Genomic DNA, 16,151 nt, shown 5'->3' on the forward strand with positions numbered 1-16,151 from the left:
GCCACCGGTACCACCGGCCCCGGGTGGGTCAGCCGTCGCCGAGGCCGAGCAGTGCGGGCTCGTCGGCCAGGTCCCGGAAGGCGGCCCGGGGGTCCTTGAGCAGCTTGCGCTCCTGGAGGTCCATCACCCCGCCGACGGCGCCGATCTCGGCGGCCACCGTCCCGTCGCTCCTGGTGATCCGCTGCTCCATCCGGAACGTCTTGCCCTCGCCCCAGACGAACGCGCAGCTCACCTCGACCTCGTCACCGGCCCGCAGCTCCCGCAGGTAGCGGATGGTCGTCTCGATCGACACCGGGCCGATGCGCCGGTCCACCATGTCGCTCTGCCGGATCCCGCACGCCTGCAGCAGCGACCAGCGGGCGTGCTCGGCGTACTGCAGGTAGACGCTCTGATTGAGATGGCCCTGGGTGTCCGTCTCGTAGCCGCGGACGGTGACCGCGACCGTGAAGGGCTCCGCCGGGTTTGCGGGGTCGGCCGTCCCCGACGTCCGTGCCGCGCTTGTTCCGTCCGCCACCATCGCTCCCGTTCCCCGTGGGCGCCGGCCGCCCCTGGCAGGTCGGGCCCCATTGGCCACTCTGTTCACATCGTAGGCGTGACGAGGGTGTCCCAGCCCACCGTTCGGTCGCACCAGCGCTCCAGCAGCGTGCGGTCGTGGCCGACCGCGAGCAGGCCCGCGCCGCTCTCGGCGCGGTAGGACTCGACGACCGCGACCAGAGCCGCCGTGGTGGAGGCGTCGAGCATCGCGGTCATCTCGTCGCAGATCAGCCAGCGGGGCCGCAGCACCAGCGCGCGGGCCAGGCAGGCCCGCTGCAGCTGCCCGTCGCTGACCTCGTGCGGGCGGCGCCGGAGCAACTCGTCGGTGAGTCCGGCGGCGGTCGCCAACTCCGTCACCCGGCGCGGCACTTCGTCCCGGCGACCGGTCGCGCGCAGCGGTTCGGCGATCAGGTCGGCGAGCCGCATGCGGGGGTCGGCGGAGAGCCGCGGCTGCTGGAAGATCACGCCGTATGCGGTGCGTTGGCGGCGCGGTGCCCGGTGCCGCCAGCCCCCGGCCCGCTCCCCGTCGAGGATCACGTCTCCGGCGTCCGGCCGGTGCAGCAGCGCGGCGACCCGCGCCAGCGTCGACTTGCCGCAGCCGCTGGGCCCCAGCAGGCCGACGGCCTCGCCGTCGGCCACGGTCAGCGAGACGCCGTGCACGACGGGCTCGCGGCGGCCGTATCCGGCGGTGATGTCACGCAGTTCGAGCACGGTGACCGTCCTTCGGGCCGGGTACGCGGCGCGCGGCGGGCACGGCGCCCACCGGGTGGTGGCAGGCGACGCCTTCGGCGGGGCGGGGCAGGGTGTCGCAGGCGGCGGTGGCCCGGTCGCAGCGGACGGCGAAGGCGCAGCCGGCGGGGAGGGCGCCGAGCTCGGGGGGCATGCCGGGAATGGGGGTGAAGGCCCGCTCCGGGAGGGCGTCGAGCAGGCCGCGGGCGTACGGGTGGCGGGGGCCGGGGTGGCCGAAGAAGGCGGTGGCGTCGGCGAGTTCGACGATCCGGCCGGCGTACATGACGGCGACCCGGTCGGCGATCCGCTCGGCCGCCGCCAGGTCGTGGGTGATCATCAGCAGCGCCCGCCCGTCGTCGGCGTGCCGGCGCAGTTCATCGACGGTGCGGTCGACGAGGTCGCGGTCGAGACCGGTGGTGGGCTCGTCGGCGACCAGCAGCGGGGCGTCCCCGACGAGCGCCAGCGCGGTCGCGGCGCGCTGCGCGAGACCGCCGGAGAGCTGGTGCGGATAGCGGTCGAGATGGCCGTCCGGGAACACCGCACGTCGCGCCGCACGCTCCGCCGCCGCACGCAGCCCGGAGCGCGGCTCACCGGTCAATTCCCTGACGGTCTCCTGGAGTTGGGACCGAACGGTGCGTACGGGGGTGAGGTGGGCCGCGGGGCTCTGCGGGACGAGTCCGATGCGGCGGCCGCGGACCGCGGCGGCCAGCTCCCGTTCGGAGGCGGTGAGCAACTCCACGTCCGTGCCGCCCCCTTCGCCGCCGCTCAGCCGGGCGGAGCCGGCCGTCCGCGCGTTGCCCGGCAGCAGTCCGAGCAGCGCCGACGCGAGGACGGACTTGCCGCAGCCGCTCTCACCGACCAGGGCCAGGCACTCGCCGGGCGCGAGGTCGAAACCGGCGTCGCTGACGGCGGCGATGTGCCGGCCACCGCGCATCCGGAAGCGGACGGACAGCCCGCGTACGGAGAGGAGGGGGGCGGGCGCGGCGGGCGGCGCCAATGCCGGCTTGTGCGCGGGCGGGTTCACAGCATCAGCTCCGATCGGCGGCGCGGGTTGATCCGTTCGCGCCAGGCTCCGGCCAGGCCGGCGATGGCGAGGGTGGGGACGATGATGAAGAGGCCGGGGAAGAGCGTCGGCCACCAGTCGCCGGCCAGCAGGGAGCTGCGGGCGGAGTTGACCATGATGCCCAGGCTCGCTTCATGGGCGGGCAGGCCCAGACCCAGGAAGGACAGGGCGGATTCGTGCCAGATCGCGTGCGGGACCATCAGGACGGCTGCCAGCCCGGCCTGTGGCAGCACCCCCGGCAGCAGATGCCGGACCGTCACCCGCAGGCGTGAGGCGCCGCCGGAGACCGCCGCGTCGACGTAGGGGCGGGAGCGCAGCGAGAGCACCTCGGCCCGCACGATGCGCGCGGTGGACAGCCAGTGGGTCAGCGCCACCGAAATGATCACCGGCCAGACGCCGGGCCGGAACATCGCCACGATGAAGATGCCCAGCAGCAGGTGCGGCACGGACGAGAAGAGGTCCACCACCCGCATCACGGCGCGGTCGGCCCAGCCGCCCAGCGCGCCGGCGAGCGCGCCGACCGCCGTGCCGATGACGGTGGCGGCCAGCGCCGCGACCACTCCGACGAGCAGTGAGACGCGCAGTCCGTAGACGCAGCGCAGCAGCAGATCGCGGCCGACGTCGTCGGTGCCGAAGGGGTGCGCGGCGGACGGCGCCCGCAGCTTGGCGGCCAGATCGACGGCCTGCAGGTCGAGCGGGACGAGCAGTGGCACGAGCAGTACGGCGAGGACCACGGAGGACGCCAGGGCAGCGCAGACGCGTACCCGCAGGGTGCGGCTGCCGGCGGCGGCGCGCCGCCCGCCGCGCCGCTCGTGCCGGACCGCTGGGGTCCGCGGCCCGGCGTCCGCGGCCTCCGGCAGCGTGGTGTCAGCCATCGAAAGCCACCCTCGGGTCGGCGAGTCCGTACAGCAGGTCGGAGAGCAGGTTCCCGGCGAGGACGGCGGCGGTGGCGAGCACGGTCAGCGCGGCCAGCAGCGGGAAGTCCACGGCGGTCGCCGCCTGGACGGTGGCCGCGGCGATGCCCGGCCAGCTGAAGACGGTCTCGACCAGCAGCGCGCCGGTGATCAGTTCCGGCACCCGGGAGCCGATCAGGGTCAGCACCGGCAGCAGACCGGAACGCAGTGCGTGCTGGAGCAGCACGGTGCGCTCGCGCAGTCCGCGTGCCCGCGCGCCGCGCACCGGATCCTCCTCCAGGGCGTCGCCGACCCCCTGCCGTACGTACAGCACGAACCACGGGAGTTGGGAGACGGCGAGGACGAGGGCGGGGAGCACGATGTGGCGGGCGATCTGGCCGGCCGTCGCGACCTCGCTGCCGGTGTCGGTGAGCCCGCCGGCGGGCAGCACGCCGAGTTTCAGCGCGCACAGCCAGACGGCGAGCAGGCCGAGCCAGAAGGGCGGTGCGGCCTCCAGCGCGTAGGCGAGGGAGGTGACGGCACGGTCGAGGAGTCCGCCGCGCCGCCGGGCCGCCAGCACTCCGAGCAGGGTGCCGGCGGCGACGGCGACGGTGAACGCGAGGGCGCACAGCAGCACCGACCAGCCGATGCGTTCGCCGATGACCTGGGAGACCGGTGCGCGCAGGGTCGCGGAGTCGCCGAGGTCGCCGCCGAGGGCGGCGGTCAGCCAGTCCCACCAGCGGGTGAGCAGCGGCTGGTCGACGCCGAGGTTGTGCCGGATCTGGTCGAGGTTGTCCTGGGAGGCGGTGAGCCCGGCGGTGCCGGCGTATGCGCGTACCGGGTCGAACGGTGAGGCGGCGGCGATCGCGAACACCCCGAGGGTGACGGCGAGCAGGACGGGCACGGCGAGCAGCGCCCGCCGTCCCGTCATCCGCGCCATCGGCCCCCAGGGCAGGGACGTCAGCGCGCTCACGTGGCGGGCTGCCAGTCCTCTACGTTCCACCAGGGGCCGGAGGCCAGGCCGTGGTCGTGCGGCTCGATCTGGGTGGAGAGGTTCTTCCAGCGGTCACCGATCACGTAGAGGTGGTCGATGTGGGTGAGGAAGATGTACGCGGGGTCGTCGACGAGCTGCTGCTGGACGGCGTCGTAGGCGGCCTTGCGCTGGTCCTTGTCGTCGGTGCGCCGGGCCTCGACGAGCTTGCCGTCGACGGTCTTGTTGCCGTAGCGGGACATGTTGTTGAAGCCGTCGCCGGCGAGCGAGGAGTGCAGCAGGAGGTACTGGTCGAAGTCCGGGTCGGCGGGGCTGCCGCCGCCGGCCAGCACCGCGTCGTGCTTCATGTTCGGCTCGATGGCCTCCCAGGTGCCGGACTCGACCTTGGCCTCGATGCCGGCCTTCTTGGCGTCGGAGGCGAAGGCGAGTGCGTGCTCCTGGCGCAGCTTGTCGCCGGAGAGGTACCAGAGGGTGAAGGAGGCCCGTCGGCCGTCCTTCTTCCGTATGCCGTCGCCGCCCTTCTTCCAGCCGGCGGCGTCCAGGATGTGCTCGGCCTTTTTCAGGTCGTGCGGGCGCTCGGTGCCCTTGGCGAACCACGGGCTGTCGGTGGGGGCCGGCCCGTAGGCGGGCTTGCCGGCGCCGTTCAGGATGCCCTTGACCATGGCCTCGCGGTCCACGGCGACGTCCAGCGCTTGGCGTACGGCCTTGTCGCCGGTGACCGGGTTGGCGGTGGGCAGCGTGACGTTGCGGTAGTCGAACGTCTTCGCGGTCAGCGTCCGGCGGCCCGTGCCGGCGTTGCCGTCGCTGCCGTCCTTGAAGGTGGCGGCGAGGTTGGGCGGCAGGATGGCGCCGTCGAGGTCGCCGGAGCGCAGGCGGGTGGCGCGGATGTCGTCGTCCTTGATGATCGCCATGGTGAAGTGCTTCACCTTCGGCGCACCGCCCCAGTACGACGGGTTGGCCTTGAAGGCGAGCTTCTCGCCCTTGGACCAGGTGGTGAGGACATACGGGCCGGTGCCCACGGGCTTGGTGGTGAACGCGCCGTGGTTGACGTCCTGCTTGCCTGCGATGTGCTGGGGGGCGATGGGCAGGACGGTGCGCTCGGCGAACGGCGCGTAGGGGTACTTCAGGTGGAAGACGACGGTGTGGTCGTCCTTCTTCTCGACCCTGTCGACGGCGTCCAGCTCCGTCTTGGAGGCGTTGTTGGTCTTCTCGTCGAGGATCGTCCCGTAGGTGAAGACGACATCGTCGGCGGTGAAGGGCTGCCCGTCGCTGAACTTCACGCCCTTGCGGAGCGCGAAGGTGTAGGTCTTGCCGCCGTCCGTGACCTCGGGCAGCGCGGCGGCCAGGGCCGGCTTCAGGTGCATCCCGGCGTCGTGGGTGAGCAGCCCGTCGAAGATCTTGGAGTTGCCGTCCTTGCCGTATCCCAGCAGCGGGCTGAGCGTCTCCGGTTCGTACGCGATACCGACGACGGCGGTGTCCTTGCCGCCCCCCGCGGTGCCCCCGCGGCCGTCGTCCGGCGCCGAACAGGCCGCCGCCGCGAGCGCCACGGTACCTGCCAGCGCCGCGGCGGCCACTCCCCGTATGGACCGGACCGTCATGCCCACTCCCCTAATGAAGATTGACTGTTATTGCGAATACCTCGCAATTAAACAGCATGTAAAGGAGTGGTCATGAAGGGGTTGCCGAATTCGCCGCGCGGCTCAGGCTCCCGTCTTCAGCGTGAGGTTCCACTTCGCCAGGGCCTCGTTCACCGGCTGGAAGATCGTGAGGGTGTCGCCGCCGCTGCCGCAGGTGGCGCTGTTGCCGCCGGAGTGGATGCCGACGGCCTGCGGGTCACCGGGCTGGGTCACGTACGAGCCGCCCGAATCCCCGGGCGCCGAGCAGGAGTTGGTGAACGACAGGCCCTCGACGACATCGGTGCCGTAGTCCACGGTCTGATCGGTCCGGGTGATCTCGCCGCAGTGCCAGCCGCTGGCCTCGCCGGAGCGGCACACCGAGGTGCCCACCACACCGTCCTGCGAACCGGTCACCGTCACCGGCGCACCGCCCTGACCGGCCACATCCGGCGTCAGCGTCCAGCCGGTTCCGGTCACGTCGACGAGCCCGAAGTCGCCCTCGCGGCCGTTCACGCTGTGGTTGCCGCCCTCGTTGGAGGTGCCGATCCGGCTGCCGTCCTTGCCGTACGCGACCTGGTCGGCGTTGTTGGTGCAGTGACCGGCCGTCACGAAGCCCTTGTAGGCGGACGAGCCGGTCACCGAGAAGCCGATGGAGCAGATGCCCTCGTTGCCGGGGCTCCACTTCTCACCGCCGACGACCGTCCCGGCCTGCTGGCGCGGCGCCCGGTCGGTGCGCGCGACGCGCACGGGGATGCGCCCCGGCGCGGCGAGGTCGCGCACGACCTTCTCGAAGGTGTCGGTCTCCGCGACGCGGGACCGGCGGTCGACGTCGACGACGACCCCGTTGGCACGCTCGTCCACACCCCAGCCGGTGACACCCGGCACCCCCTCCCCCGCACGGTCGGCGATCCGGCGCACCAGCACGGTCAGTGCGTCATGACTGTGCTTGACCGTCCTGGGCACCGCCCCGGCGTCCCGCACCCGCTTGGCGTCCGCGGCGCCGGTGACCGCGACGACGAGCTTGCCGGTCGTCTTGTCGAACCACATCCCGGCGGGCGGCGCGCTCAGCACCCGGCGCACCGCGACCGCCGCGCGCTGCGCCTCGGCCTCCTGCGCGAGCCGGACCCGGGCCTGATCGGGCGTCAGCCCCAAGTCGCGGCGCATCGCATCGAGCATGCCGCGGGCCGAGGGAGGAGTGGGGTCGGGCCGGGGCGCGGCATGCGCCTGGCTGAGCGGACCGGCGGCCACCATGACGGCGGCCACGGTCGCGCCCCAGAGGGCTGCCTTGCGAGAGCGGCGTTGCATCGGGGATCTCCTCGCGGTGTCGAGTAGACGTCGGATCCGGCCTGTTGAGCCTTGCCGACCCCGACGCATGCCACACGAGGGCGGTCCGCGCATCATGGTCCGGTGCCGCCCGACTCCTCACGCCAAGTCCCCGCCACCCACGGCCCGGACGCACTCCGCCGCCTTCCCGAAGCCCTCCGCAACGTCGCCTACTCGGCGGCCCGCCATCCGGGAGCGGTGACACCTGAATGCCCGTCAGCTGATGACGGATCGTCAGTCAAAGGGCCCGCCACCGCCCTTGCCGGGCCGACCGCCTCGCATCCTCCCGATCTCACCGCGGGAGCGAACTGCCAGCGCTACGCGTACGCCGTGCTCGGCCACTTCGGGCTGCGGATACCGCCGCTGCGCTCGGCGGAGCTGTGGGCGGACACGGCGGCAACCCGCCGCGCCCACCCACCGCACCACCTGGACCTGGTGCTCTTCGACGCCGGACCGGTCCCGGGACGGCCCCCCGGGTACGGCGCGCATGTCGGTGTCCACTGGGCCCCCGACCAGGTCCTCCACCTGTGCCGGGAGAGCGGCGTCCCGGTGGTGTGGTCCTACGCCGACTTCGCGGCCCGGCCGCGCTACGCGCGCTTCCTGGGGGCGAAGCGGGCCGTCGCGTCAGTCGGCGAGGCCGACCGGTGACCCGGACCACGGCGGCACTCCGGCAGCTCCACGGACTGGCCAGGACCCGGGCCTTCGGTGGCGCCGTGGGAGGCGACCTGCTCATCAAGGCCGGTCTCGACGCCCTGCTCGCCGGGGCCGACGTCCCGTCGCTCTCGTGGCTTGCCGGACTCGGACGGAACGAGGAACCCGAAGCCCCCGCGGCGTTCGACGCGGTGCTGGAGGAGCTGGGGCTGACCGTTCCGGCTCCCGGGGGCCCGGCCGCCGCCGAGTGGGCCATGGCCTGTTGGATCGCCGAGCAGATGCTCGACGGCTTGGTGGAGCCGGCGGCGGGTGCGGACCGGATCTGGCTGCACTGCGCCTACGGACGCCACGACCCGGGGCTCCTGGGGCCGATGGTGAGCTGCGCCACCGGGCTCGCCGAGAGCGCCGAGGAAGGGGACAGCGAACGGTTCGCCGTACACGAGGCGGAAGCGCTGCGCGCCGCCCGCGTCCTGCTGGGCCGGGACCCGGGCCCGTCCGGGCAGCCGACAACGGCCGGAGCCTCCTGGTAGGCGGTCCCGGAGCCGGTCGCCTCAGAAGCCTCCGCCGCCGTCGAAGCCGCCGCCACCACCGAAGCCGCCACCGTCGCCGAAGCCACCGCCGTCCCCGAACCCGCCGCCGAAGTCGCCGGAGTTGAAGTCGGAGCCGGAGTAGTCCCCGCCGTCGACGCCACCGAAGTCGCCGCCGTAGGCCTGCGACGACATCATGTTGCCGAGCACGGTGCCCACCAGGAGGCCGGGCAGCAGACCGCCGCCGAAGTAGCCGCCGGCCCAGGGGCCGTAGGCGGGGCCCGCGTCCCAGTAGGGGCGGTCGCCGTAGGGGGTTCGCACGGTGCGCGCCATCGGCTCATGCCCCTCGTCGAGGCGGGTCTTGTCCGCGGCGCAGACCGGGACGGTGCGTTCCGTGCCGCCGGACGGCGACCACTGGACGTCGGCGACGGACGGGCCGTGCCGCGGGTCGAAGAAGCAGGGCAGCCGGCGTTCGGGCAGCGGTTCGCCCTCGCGTCGCGCGGCGAGGGTCGCGAGCGAGAACCGCCCGTCCTCCAGCGCCTCGGTCACCGCCTTGACGTCGCCGGGGTGTTCCGCCTTCCCCATGGCCGACTTGGCGTTCTCGTACGCGTCCAGCGCATGGCTGTAGTCGGCGCGCATCGCGTCGTCGGCGCCCGCCTCACCGGGGCTGAAGTCGAGGCGGTCGAGCTCCTCACCGAAGGCGGTGATGTCCTCGTCGACGACGACCCGCAGGTCGTCGAGTGCGGCGCGCTCGGCCTCGGCCCGCTTCTGCTTGTTGCGGCGGGCGATGGCATACGCGCCACCGCCGCCCACGACGACCAGCGCACCCAGCCCGATGGCCGCGCCGCTGCCGAATCCGCTGTCGTTACCGCCGCCCCAGGCTGCGGGCGTATGGCCGTTGGCCTGGCTGTCGGCGGAGTCGACGAAGCTGTTGAGGCGTTCGTTGACCGTCGGGTAGTTGGAGCGCTTGACCTCGCCGACGAGGTTCTGGACGGCGTTGCGCGGCATCACCCGGGGGTCGGCTCCGGCGTTGAAGCCGTTGCCGAGCTCGACGGCGTAGACACCGCTGATGCCGACCTTGCCGCGCAGGTCCGCCAGGAGGTTCGCGGGCGGGAATTCGTCGGCCCGCGGCAGCACCGCGACGAAGATCGGCTTGCCGGAGTCCTTGATCTTCTTGGTCAGGGCGTCCGCGTCGGAGGAGGAGAGCAGGTCGGAGGCGCGCGGATCGACGTAGACGGGGCCTTGCTTCAGCGACGCGGCCGCGTCGTCCAGCCCGCCGGCCGCATGAGCACCGGGCGCCATCGCGGCGACCACCGCCAGCAGAGCGGCCACCAGCAGGAGTACCGGTCCGAGCAGCACACGACGGGTTGCGGTGTTCATATGTACGACGCTACCTGAACCCGACTTTCCGGACACCATCGAAGGGGTGGCGACTTTCGGGCGGCGAGCCCGCGGCGCCGGGGGCAGTGTCCGCCGTCTTCGGCTACCCGGCGTGCGGGAGGTGCCCATACAGGTGATCACACCGCGTGCCGTTTTTGATGATCAAGGTCACCGGGGATGTCTCGGCCCGTCCTTCCCCCCGAGGAAACGAGAAGACGATGCGCAGGGCCGCCTCGATGACCAGGGACGTGGCCATCACCATCGCCGCCACCGCCGCCGGCTGCTGGCTGGTGTTCGCGGTCGCCCCGTCCCAGGGGGGCGGTCAGAAGGGGGCGTCCGCGGACCACACCGCCACGCCCGGCCATGCCGGCGCCCCCGGCCGCAACGGCTCCGCCGCACGCGCCGCCACCTCCGCCCTGGGCGGGGACCCCGCGCCGGCCACCACCGCCGCGCCGGCACCGACCACCGCACCGACCCCTCGGGAGGCGGACCGGATCGAGGTGACGGCGCCGATCGAAGGCCTCAGCTTCCGGGTGAACGGCAGCTTCTCCGTCGCGTGGACCAACAACACGGGCGAGGACGTGGACGTGTGGCTCACCACCCGTACCGGTTCCGAGGACTCCGAGCGGCTGGCGCTGGTCGCCCCGCGGGCGGGCGCCGGCGCGCAGGGCGAGGCGCTGGTGACGCTGCCGCTGGTGCCGCCGGGCGCCTCCTACGCGCTGGAGGTGGCGGTGGAGACCGGCAGTGCCGCCGACTACAGCAGGCCCTTCGCCGTCACCGCCTGACCGCAGGCGACGGGCCCGGTGGCCGGAGCGCCGCTCCGGACCGCCGGGCCCTCCCCCCTTTCCCCTCCCCTCGCCCCTCCCCCTAGGGCGCGCTCAGGGCGACCAGGTCCGCGAGGCTGTCGCGGTGCCGGCCGGGCGTGCCGAGGGCGATCTCGTCGCTCTTGGCGCGCTTGAGGTACAGGTGCGCCGGGTGTTCCCAGGTCATGCCGATGCCGCCGTGCAGCTGGATGCATTCCTCGGCGGCCCGCACCGCCACCGGGGCGCAGTACGCCTGGGCGACGGCCACCGCCACCGCCGCGTCGGGGCTGCCGGTGGCCAGCGCGTCGGCGGCGTTGCGGGCCGCGGCGCGGGCGGAAGCGACGTCCAGCCAGAGGGCGGCCATGCGGTGTTTGAGCGCCTGGAACGACCCGACGGGACGGCCGAACTGGGTGCGCTCCGCCGTGTGGCGCACGGTTTCGGCCAGGCACCACTCGGCGACCCCGAGCTGTTCGGAGGCGAGCAGTCCGGCGCCCGTGAGCAGCGCGCGTTCCACGGCGGCACGGGCGGTGTCCCCGGTGGCCAGGAGGCGGCCGGAAGCACCGTCGAGGGTGAGGTGTCCGAGGGGGCGGGTGAGGTCGAGCGGCGTGACCGGCTCGGTGCGTACGCCGTCCGCCGGGGCGGCGACGGCGTAGAGCGCCGGGCCGTCCGGACCCAGGGCCGGGACGAGCAGGACCTCGGCCGCCGCGGCATCGGCGACCGAGGTGACCCGGCCGGTGAGCGTGCCCCGTGCGTCGGCGCGCACCGCGTCATGGGCCGGCCCGCCCGGTGCGGTGGGCAGCGGCACGGCGAGGGCGCCGACGGTGCCGCCGCCGGCGAGCGCGGCGAGCAGCCCGGTGGCCTCCTCCTGGTCCGGGGCGCAGCCGAGCAGGGCGGTCACCGCGAGGACCGCGCTGGTCAGGTAGGGGGCGGGGGTGACGGAGCGGCCCAACTCCTCCAGGACGACAGCGGCCTCGCGGGCGGTCGCGCCCTGCCCGCCGAGCTTCTCGGGCACCAGCAGGCCGGCCGCGCCGATGTCCGTGGCGAGGGCGCGCCACAGCCCTCTGTCGTAGGGGATGTCCGATTCCAGGGCGGCGAGGACGGTGGCCGGATCGCTGCGGTCGGCGAGCAGCGACCGTACGGCGGCGCGCAGGGCCTCCTCGTCCTCGGAGTAGAGGAGGTCGGGGTCGGGCGTCGGGGCGCCGGGCCCGGCGGTGGGGGCGGTCATCGGGGGAGGTCCTTCCACGCGACGTCCTTGTCGGTACGCGGCTCGGGCGGCAGCCCCAGTACGCGTTCGGCGACGATGTTCAGCAGCACTTCGGAGGTGCCTCCCTCGATGGAGTTCCCCTTGGCACGCAGGTAGCGGTAGCCGGCCTGGCGTCCGGTGAAGTCGACGCCCTCGGGGCGGCGCAGCGTCCAGTCGTCGTAGGTCAGGCCGTCCTCGGCCCGGAACTCCACCTCCCAGCCGCTGATCTCCTGGGCGAGGCGGGCGAAGGCCAGCTTCAAGCCGCTGCCCTCCGGTCCGGGCTGGCCCTTGGTGAGCTGCTGGCGCAGCCGTTCTCCGGTGAGGCGGGCGACCTCGGCGTCCACCCACAGCCTCAGCAGCCGCTGGTGGGTGTCGTGGGTGCGCAGGTCGGGGTGTGCGCGCCAGGCCGCGGCGGCGACGCCGATCATGCCGCCCTCGCGGGGCATCCGGGCGCCGCCGATGGCGACCCGCTCGTTCATCAGCGTGGTCTGAGCGACCCGCCAGCCCTCGCCGACCTCGCCGAGGCGGTGGGCGTCGGGGATCCGGACACCGCTGAGGAAGACCTCGTTGAACTCGGCCTCGCCGGTGATCTGGCGCAGCGGCCTGACGTCGACGCCGGGGTCGGTCATATCGCAGATGAAGTACGTGATGCCGCGGTGCTTGGGCAGCGTGGGGTCGGTGCGGGCGATGAGGATCGCCCAGCGGGCCTGGTGGGCGCCGGATGTCCAGACCTTCTGGCCGTCGACGGTCCAGTCCGCGTCGTCGCGCCGCGCGCGGGTCGCGAGCGCGGCGAGGTCGGAGCCGGCGCCGGGCTCGCTGAACAGCTGGCACCACACCTCCTCGCCGGTCCACAGCGGGCGCAGGAAGCGCTGCTTCTGCTCGTCGGTGCCGTAGCGCAGGAGGGTGGGCGCGGCCATGCCGAGGCCGATGCCGATGCGGCGCGGGTCGTTGTCGGGGGCGTCCGCGGCCGCCAGTTCGGCGTCGACGACGGCCTGCAGGGCGCGCGGGGCGTCCAGTCCGCCGAGCCCGGCCGGAAAGTGCACCCAGGCGAGCCCGGCGTCGAATCGGGCGCGCAGGAACTCCAGCGGTTCGGTGGTTGCGGGCGGGTGTGCGGCGAGCAGTGCGGCGGTGCGCCGGCGCAGGTCCTCGGCGTCGGTCATCGGGCGTCCTCCGCTTGCGGGTCGAGCCCGGGGAGGACGACGAGCCGTCCGGTGGAGGTGCCGTCGGCGACGCGCTGGACGGCCTCGGCGGCGCCGTCCAGCGGGACCCGCCCGCCGATCAGCGGTTTGATGACGCCCTGCGCCGCGAGCTTGGTGAGCTCGTCGTGGCAGGCGTCGATGGAGGCCGGGTCCTTGGTGTTGTAGAGGCCCCAGTGCAGGCCCAGGATCGCGTAATTCTTCACCAGGGCGTGGTTGAGGGCGGGGGTGGGGATGGCGCCGCCGGCGAAGCCGACGACGATGATGCGGCCCTCGAAGGCGATGCATTTGACGGACTTGGCGTAGGCGTCGCCGCCGACCGGGTCGTAGACGACGTCGGCGCCCCGGCCGCCGGTGGCTTCCTTCACGCCGGCGATGATGTCGTCGCTGCGCCGGTCCAGGACCACGTCGCAGCCCAGTTCGCGGGCGATGCGGGCCTTTTCCGCGCCGCCGACGACGCCGATGACATGGGCGCCGGCGGCCTTGCCGAGCTGTACGGCGGCGCTGCCGACGCCGCCGGCCGCCGCGTGCACCAGCAGGGTCTCGCCGGCCTGGAGGTGCGCGCGGCGGTGCAGTCCGAACCAGCCCGTCTGGTAGCCGATGTGGAGCGCGGCGGCCTCGGCGTCGTCGAGTGCCTCGGGTGCCGGGCGTACGGTCCGGGCGTCGACCACCGCGAGTTCGGCGAATCCGCCGTCCGGCAGCGGCGGCTGGGCGAGGACCCGCGCGCCGATCTCACCGGTGGCGCCCTCCCCCACGGCGAGCACCTCGCCGCAGATCTCCACGCCGGGGGTGAACGGCAGGGGCGGCCGGACCTGGTACTGGCCGCGGCACAGCAGCGCGTCCGGGAAGTTGATGTTGGCGGCCCGTACGCGCAGCAGCAGCTGCCCGGGGCCCGCCTGGGGGTCCGGCACCTCTTCCAGCCGCATCACTTCACGCGGTTCGCCGTTCGCGTGTACGCGCCATGCCTTCACCTGGTGCCTCCACAGACCTCGGATACGCGGGTGGCGCGGGGCGCGGTGGCCCCTTCGCCACCGGCATACTAAGCGGTCGGTATCCCTGAGGGAACAGTCTCCGGCAGACCGTCCCGCTCCCCGGGGCCGTCCCCGCCCAGCCTGGTACTGACAGGGACACGCTCGCGGCCGGGCGATGCAGCACACTGACCGGCATGGACTCACCCGCCCTGGACACACCCGCCGAGTTGGGGAACTTCCTGCGCACCCGCCGTGCCCGGCTGCGGCCCGAGGACGTCGGGCTGGTCCCGTACGGCACGCGCCGCCGCGTCCCCGGCCTGCGCCGTGAGGAACTCGCGCAGCTGGCCGGCGTCAGCGTCGCCTATTACACGCGCCTCGAACAGGGGCAGAGCCACAACGCCTCGGACGGCGTCCTGGACGCACTGGCCCGCGCCCTGCGGCTGACCGCCGACGAAGAGGCGCATCTGCGCGATCTGGCCCGCCCCGCACAGCCCCGCCGGCGCCCCGCCGTACGCCCCGACACCGTCCGCCCCGGCGTGCAGCAGCTGCTCGCCGCCGTGGCCGGGGTGCCGGCCGTCGCGCTCGGGCCGCGCTTCGAGATCCTGGCGTGGAACCGCCTCGGGCATGCGCTGGTCGCCGGACATCTGGACTTCGACAGCCCCGGGCGCCCGCAGCACCGCCCCAATGCCCAGCAGCTGCTCTTCCTCGACCCGCACACCCGCGAGCTGTATCCGGACCGCGAGGAGGAGACCCGGCGGGCCGTCTCCTCGCTCCGGGTGGCGGCGGGAGCCCACCCCGAGGACCGGCAACTCGCCGAACTGATCGGCGAGTTGTCGATGAAGTCGACCGAGTTCAGCACCCTGTGGTCACGCCATGTCGTCAGCAACTGCACCTTCGGCACCAAGCGCTTCCACCATCCGCTGGTGGGCGAGATGGAGCTGGCGTTCGAGATGCTGCAGACGCCCGACGGCTCCGGGCAGGGCGTGCTGATGTACACCGCCGCGGACGGTTCGCCGTCCGCGGCGGCGCTGCACCTACTCGCCGCGGAGCGCGGCCCAGGAGTCCGGGTCCTCGAACCCGAGCGCCCATAGCCCGGTGCCCCGCACCCCGTACTTCTTCAGCAGCGGCATCTGGGCCCGTACGCCCCGCGCGTCCTGGTACCAGACCTCGTGCTCCTCGTCGGCCTGCCGGTAGGTGAAGTGCGGGGTGCCGGACGCCGCGTCGAAGCGGTAGGTGGCGCCCTCCTGCTTGCGCAGCGCCTCGGCCTCCTTCCACGTCACGTGCCCGGCACCGCCCACGGTGCCCTTGACCCAGTCCCAGCCGTAGCCGGGGAACGCCACCTCGATCTTGTGCTTCGGGATGGTGTTCGTGGCGTAGCGCAGGAATTCCTCGTACCAGCCCTTGGATGACAGCGGCCCGGACTCGCCGCCCGACCAGTGCAGGTCGTACCCCATGATCCGGACCCGGTCGGCGACCTTGCCGAGGTGGGCGTAGTCGTAGGCCTCGCCCGTCCCCCAGGCGCGGGCCAGCACGGTGACCACGCACTCCTTGCCGCGGGCGTGCAGCCGCGCGCACAGGTCGGAGGTGAGGGCGTTGTATCCGGTCCTGACGCGTTCGCGGGCCGCCTTGTCCCCCGTCACCGCCATCTTCTCGTAGTCCAGATCGACGCCGTCGTACGTGCGGCTCTCCACCATCCGCAGCAGGGCATCGACATGCTCGCCGCGTTTTTGCGGATCGTGCGTCAGGTCGCCCATCGCGTCGGCGTCGAGGGTCTCGGTCACAGTGGGCACGACCTTGATACCGGCACGGTGCAGTCCGTTGATGATGCGGCGGCGCCCGGCGCCGTCATGCCCCTTGACCCCGGCCGAAGTGGCTTCGTACCAGAAGGGGCTGACGGTGTGCAGTTGGGAGGCGTGCTGAAGGGCGTCCTGGTAGGCGGCTTCGACGTCGTCCCAGTAGGGCAGCCAGGCCGAGCCGGTGCGCCGGGCGGCGGCCGCCCGTGCCTTGGCGTCGGCAGCATCGGAATCGGCGAGTTCGGATGCGGTCCGCCCTCCGGGGCCCGGTGGGGCCACGGCCACGGCCGCCGGGATGAGAGGTCCGACGAGGGTCGCCGCGGCCAGCAGGAGCGCGAGGCCGGGGCGCGGGCGCGCCCGGGATGCTGATGCTTGGTCCATTTCCCGAGCTTCACCCGCCGCTCGGGGACACGCCCCGTCAGAGCCGCCGAACGGACG

Annotated in this window: 16 protein-coding genes; 4 read left to right on the top strand and 12 right to left on the bottom strand. The window is 73.4% G+C overall.

Annotated features, from left to right (window positions below):
- Positions 1–28: 28 nt before the first annotated feature.
- The 7 genes from ACIRQ7_RS11260 to ACIRQ7_RS11290 form a co-directional block, all read right to left on the bottom strand.
- Positions 29–517 carry an acyl-CoA thioesterase gene (locus ACIRQ7_RS11260; protein WP_404261736.1) on the bottom strand — a complete coding sequence of 163 codons (489 nt, stop codon included), beginning with the start codon at positions 515–517 and terminating at the stop codon, positions 29–31.
- A 62-nt stretch (positions 518–579) separates the two neighbouring features.
- Entirely contained in the window at positions 580–1,245 is a 666-nt protein-coding gene (locus ACIRQ7_RS11265; protein WP_401466433.1) for an ABC transporter ATP-binding protein, read from the bottom strand.
- Positions 1,229–2,197, bottom strand: a complete 969-nt coding sequence (locus ACIRQ7_RS11270) for an ABC transporter ATP-binding protein (RefSeq protein WP_404262294.1) — start codon at positions 2,195–2,197, stop codon at positions 1,229–1,231. The genes ACIRQ7_RS11265 and ACIRQ7_RS11270 overlap by 17 nt, the downstream gene beginning before the upstream one ends.
- Before the next feature lie 86 nt (positions 2,198–2,283).
- On the bottom strand, positions 2,284–3,201 hold the full coding sequence (locus ACIRQ7_RS11275; protein ID WP_404261737.1) for an ABC transporter permease: 918 nt from the start codon (positions 3,199–3,201) through the stop codon (positions 2,284–2,286).
- A complete protein-coding gene (locus ACIRQ7_RS11280) occupies positions 3,194–4,159 on the bottom strand; it encodes an ABC transporter permease (RefSeq protein ID WP_404262296.1) in 966 nt (321 codons plus the stop codon). Before ACIRQ7_RS11280 ends, ACIRQ7_RS11275 begins: the two co-directional genes overlap by 8 nt.
- Positions 4,160–4,188: 29 nt before the next feature.
- The gene (locus tag ACIRQ7_RS11285; protein ID WP_404261739.1) at positions 4,189–5,808 is read right to left on the bottom strand and encodes an ABC transporter substrate-binding protein; all 1,620 of its coding nucleotides are present in this window, start codon (positions 5,806–5,808) and stop codon (positions 4,189–4,191) included.
- A 102-nt stretch (positions 5,809–5,910) separates the two neighbouring features.
- The gene (locus tag ACIRQ7_RS11290; RefSeq protein ID WP_404261740.1) at positions 5,911–7,131 is read right to left on the bottom strand and encodes a S1 family peptidase; all 1,221 of its coding nucleotides are present in this window, start codon (positions 7,129–7,131) and stop codon (positions 5,911–5,913) included.
- A gap of 102 nt (positions 7,132–7,233) precedes the next feature.
- Here ACIRQ7_RS11290 and ACIRQ7_RS11295 point away from each other — a divergent pair, with 102 nt between their 5' ends.
- Positions 7,234–7,797: a cell wall hydrolase gene (locus tag ACIRQ7_RS11295; protein ID WP_404261741.1), complete on the top strand. Its 564-nt coding sequence runs from the start codon at positions 7,234–7,236 to the stop codon at positions 7,795–7,797.
- Positions 7,794–8,330: a hypothetical protein gene (locus ACIRQ7_RS11300; RefSeq protein WP_404261743.1), complete on the top strand. Its 537-nt coding sequence runs from the start codon at positions 7,794–7,796 to the stop codon at positions 8,328–8,330. The genes ACIRQ7_RS11295 and ACIRQ7_RS11300 overlap by 4 nt, the downstream gene beginning before the upstream one ends.
- 21 nt (positions 8,331–8,351) lie before the next feature.
- Here the strand turns inward: ACIRQ7_RS11300 and ACIRQ7_RS11305 are convergent, their stop codons facing one another.
- Positions 8,352–9,707 (bottom strand): hypothetical protein, encoded by a 1,356-nt coding sequence (locus ACIRQ7_RS11305; RefSeq protein WP_404261744.1) that lies wholly within the window; start codon positions 9,705–9,707, stop codon positions 8,352–8,354.
- Between the two features lie 146 nt (positions 9,708–9,853).
- On the opposite strand from ACIRQ7_RS11305, the gene ACIRQ7_RS11310 reads away from it, so the two are divergent.
- Positions 9,854–10,492 carry a hypothetical protein gene (locus ACIRQ7_RS11310; protein ID WP_404261745.1) on the top strand — a complete coding sequence of 213 codons (639 nt, stop codon included), beginning with the start codon at positions 9,854–9,856 and terminating at the stop codon, positions 10,490–10,492.
- An 82-nt stretch (positions 10,493–10,574) separates the two neighbouring features.
- Here ACIRQ7_RS11310 and ACIRQ7_RS11315 read toward each other — a convergent pair whose 3' ends face one another.
- The 3 genes from ACIRQ7_RS11315 to ACIRQ7_RS11325 are packed head-to-tail and all read right to left on the bottom strand — an operon-like array spanning position 10,575 to position 13,920.
- Positions 10,575–11,735 carry an acyl-CoA dehydrogenase family protein gene (locus tag ACIRQ7_RS11315; RefSeq protein ID WP_404261746.1) on the bottom strand — a complete coding sequence of 387 codons (1,161 nt, stop codon included), beginning with the start codon at positions 11,733–11,735 and terminating at the stop codon, positions 10,575–10,577.
- A complete protein-coding gene (locus tag ACIRQ7_RS11320) occupies positions 11,732–12,913 on the bottom strand; it encodes an acyl-CoA dehydrogenase family protein (RefSeq protein ID WP_404261748.1) in 1,182 nt (393 codons plus the stop codon). The genes ACIRQ7_RS11315 and ACIRQ7_RS11320 overlap by 4 nt, the downstream gene beginning before the upstream one ends.
- Positions 12,910–13,920, bottom strand: coding sequence for an NADPH:quinone oxidoreductase family protein (locus tag ACIRQ7_RS11325; RefSeq protein ID WP_403669953.1), 1,011 nt, complete (start codon positions 13,918–13,920; stop codon positions 12,910–12,912). The genes ACIRQ7_RS11320 and ACIRQ7_RS11325 overlap by 4 nt, the downstream gene beginning before the upstream one ends.
- A 194-nt stretch (positions 13,921–14,114) precedes the next feature.
- Here ACIRQ7_RS11325 and ACIRQ7_RS11330 point away from each other — a divergent pair, with 194 nt between their 5' ends.
- The gene (locus ACIRQ7_RS11330) at positions 14,115–15,011 is read left to right on the top strand and encodes a helix-turn-helix domain-containing protein (RefSeq protein ID WP_404261749.1); all 897 of its coding nucleotides are present in this window, start codon (positions 14,115–14,117) and stop codon (positions 15,009–15,011) included.
- Here the strand turns inward: ACIRQ7_RS11330 and ACIRQ7_RS11335 are convergent.
- A complete protein-coding gene (locus tag ACIRQ7_RS11335) occupies positions 14,955–16,094 on the bottom strand; it encodes a glycosyl hydrolase family 18 protein (protein WP_401466470.1) in 1,140 nt (379 codons plus the stop codon). The two genes, ACIRQ7_RS11330 and ACIRQ7_RS11335, sit on opposite strands and share 57 nt — an antisense overlap.
- Between the last annotated feature and the right edge of the window lie 57 nt (positions 16,095–16,151).

The sequence above is a fragment of the Streptomyces sp. NPDC101393 genome (assembly GCF_044767385.1).
In the GTDB taxonomy this organism is placed as follows: domain Bacteria; phylum Actinomycetota; class Actinomycetes; order Streptomycetales; family Streptomycetaceae; genus Streptomyces.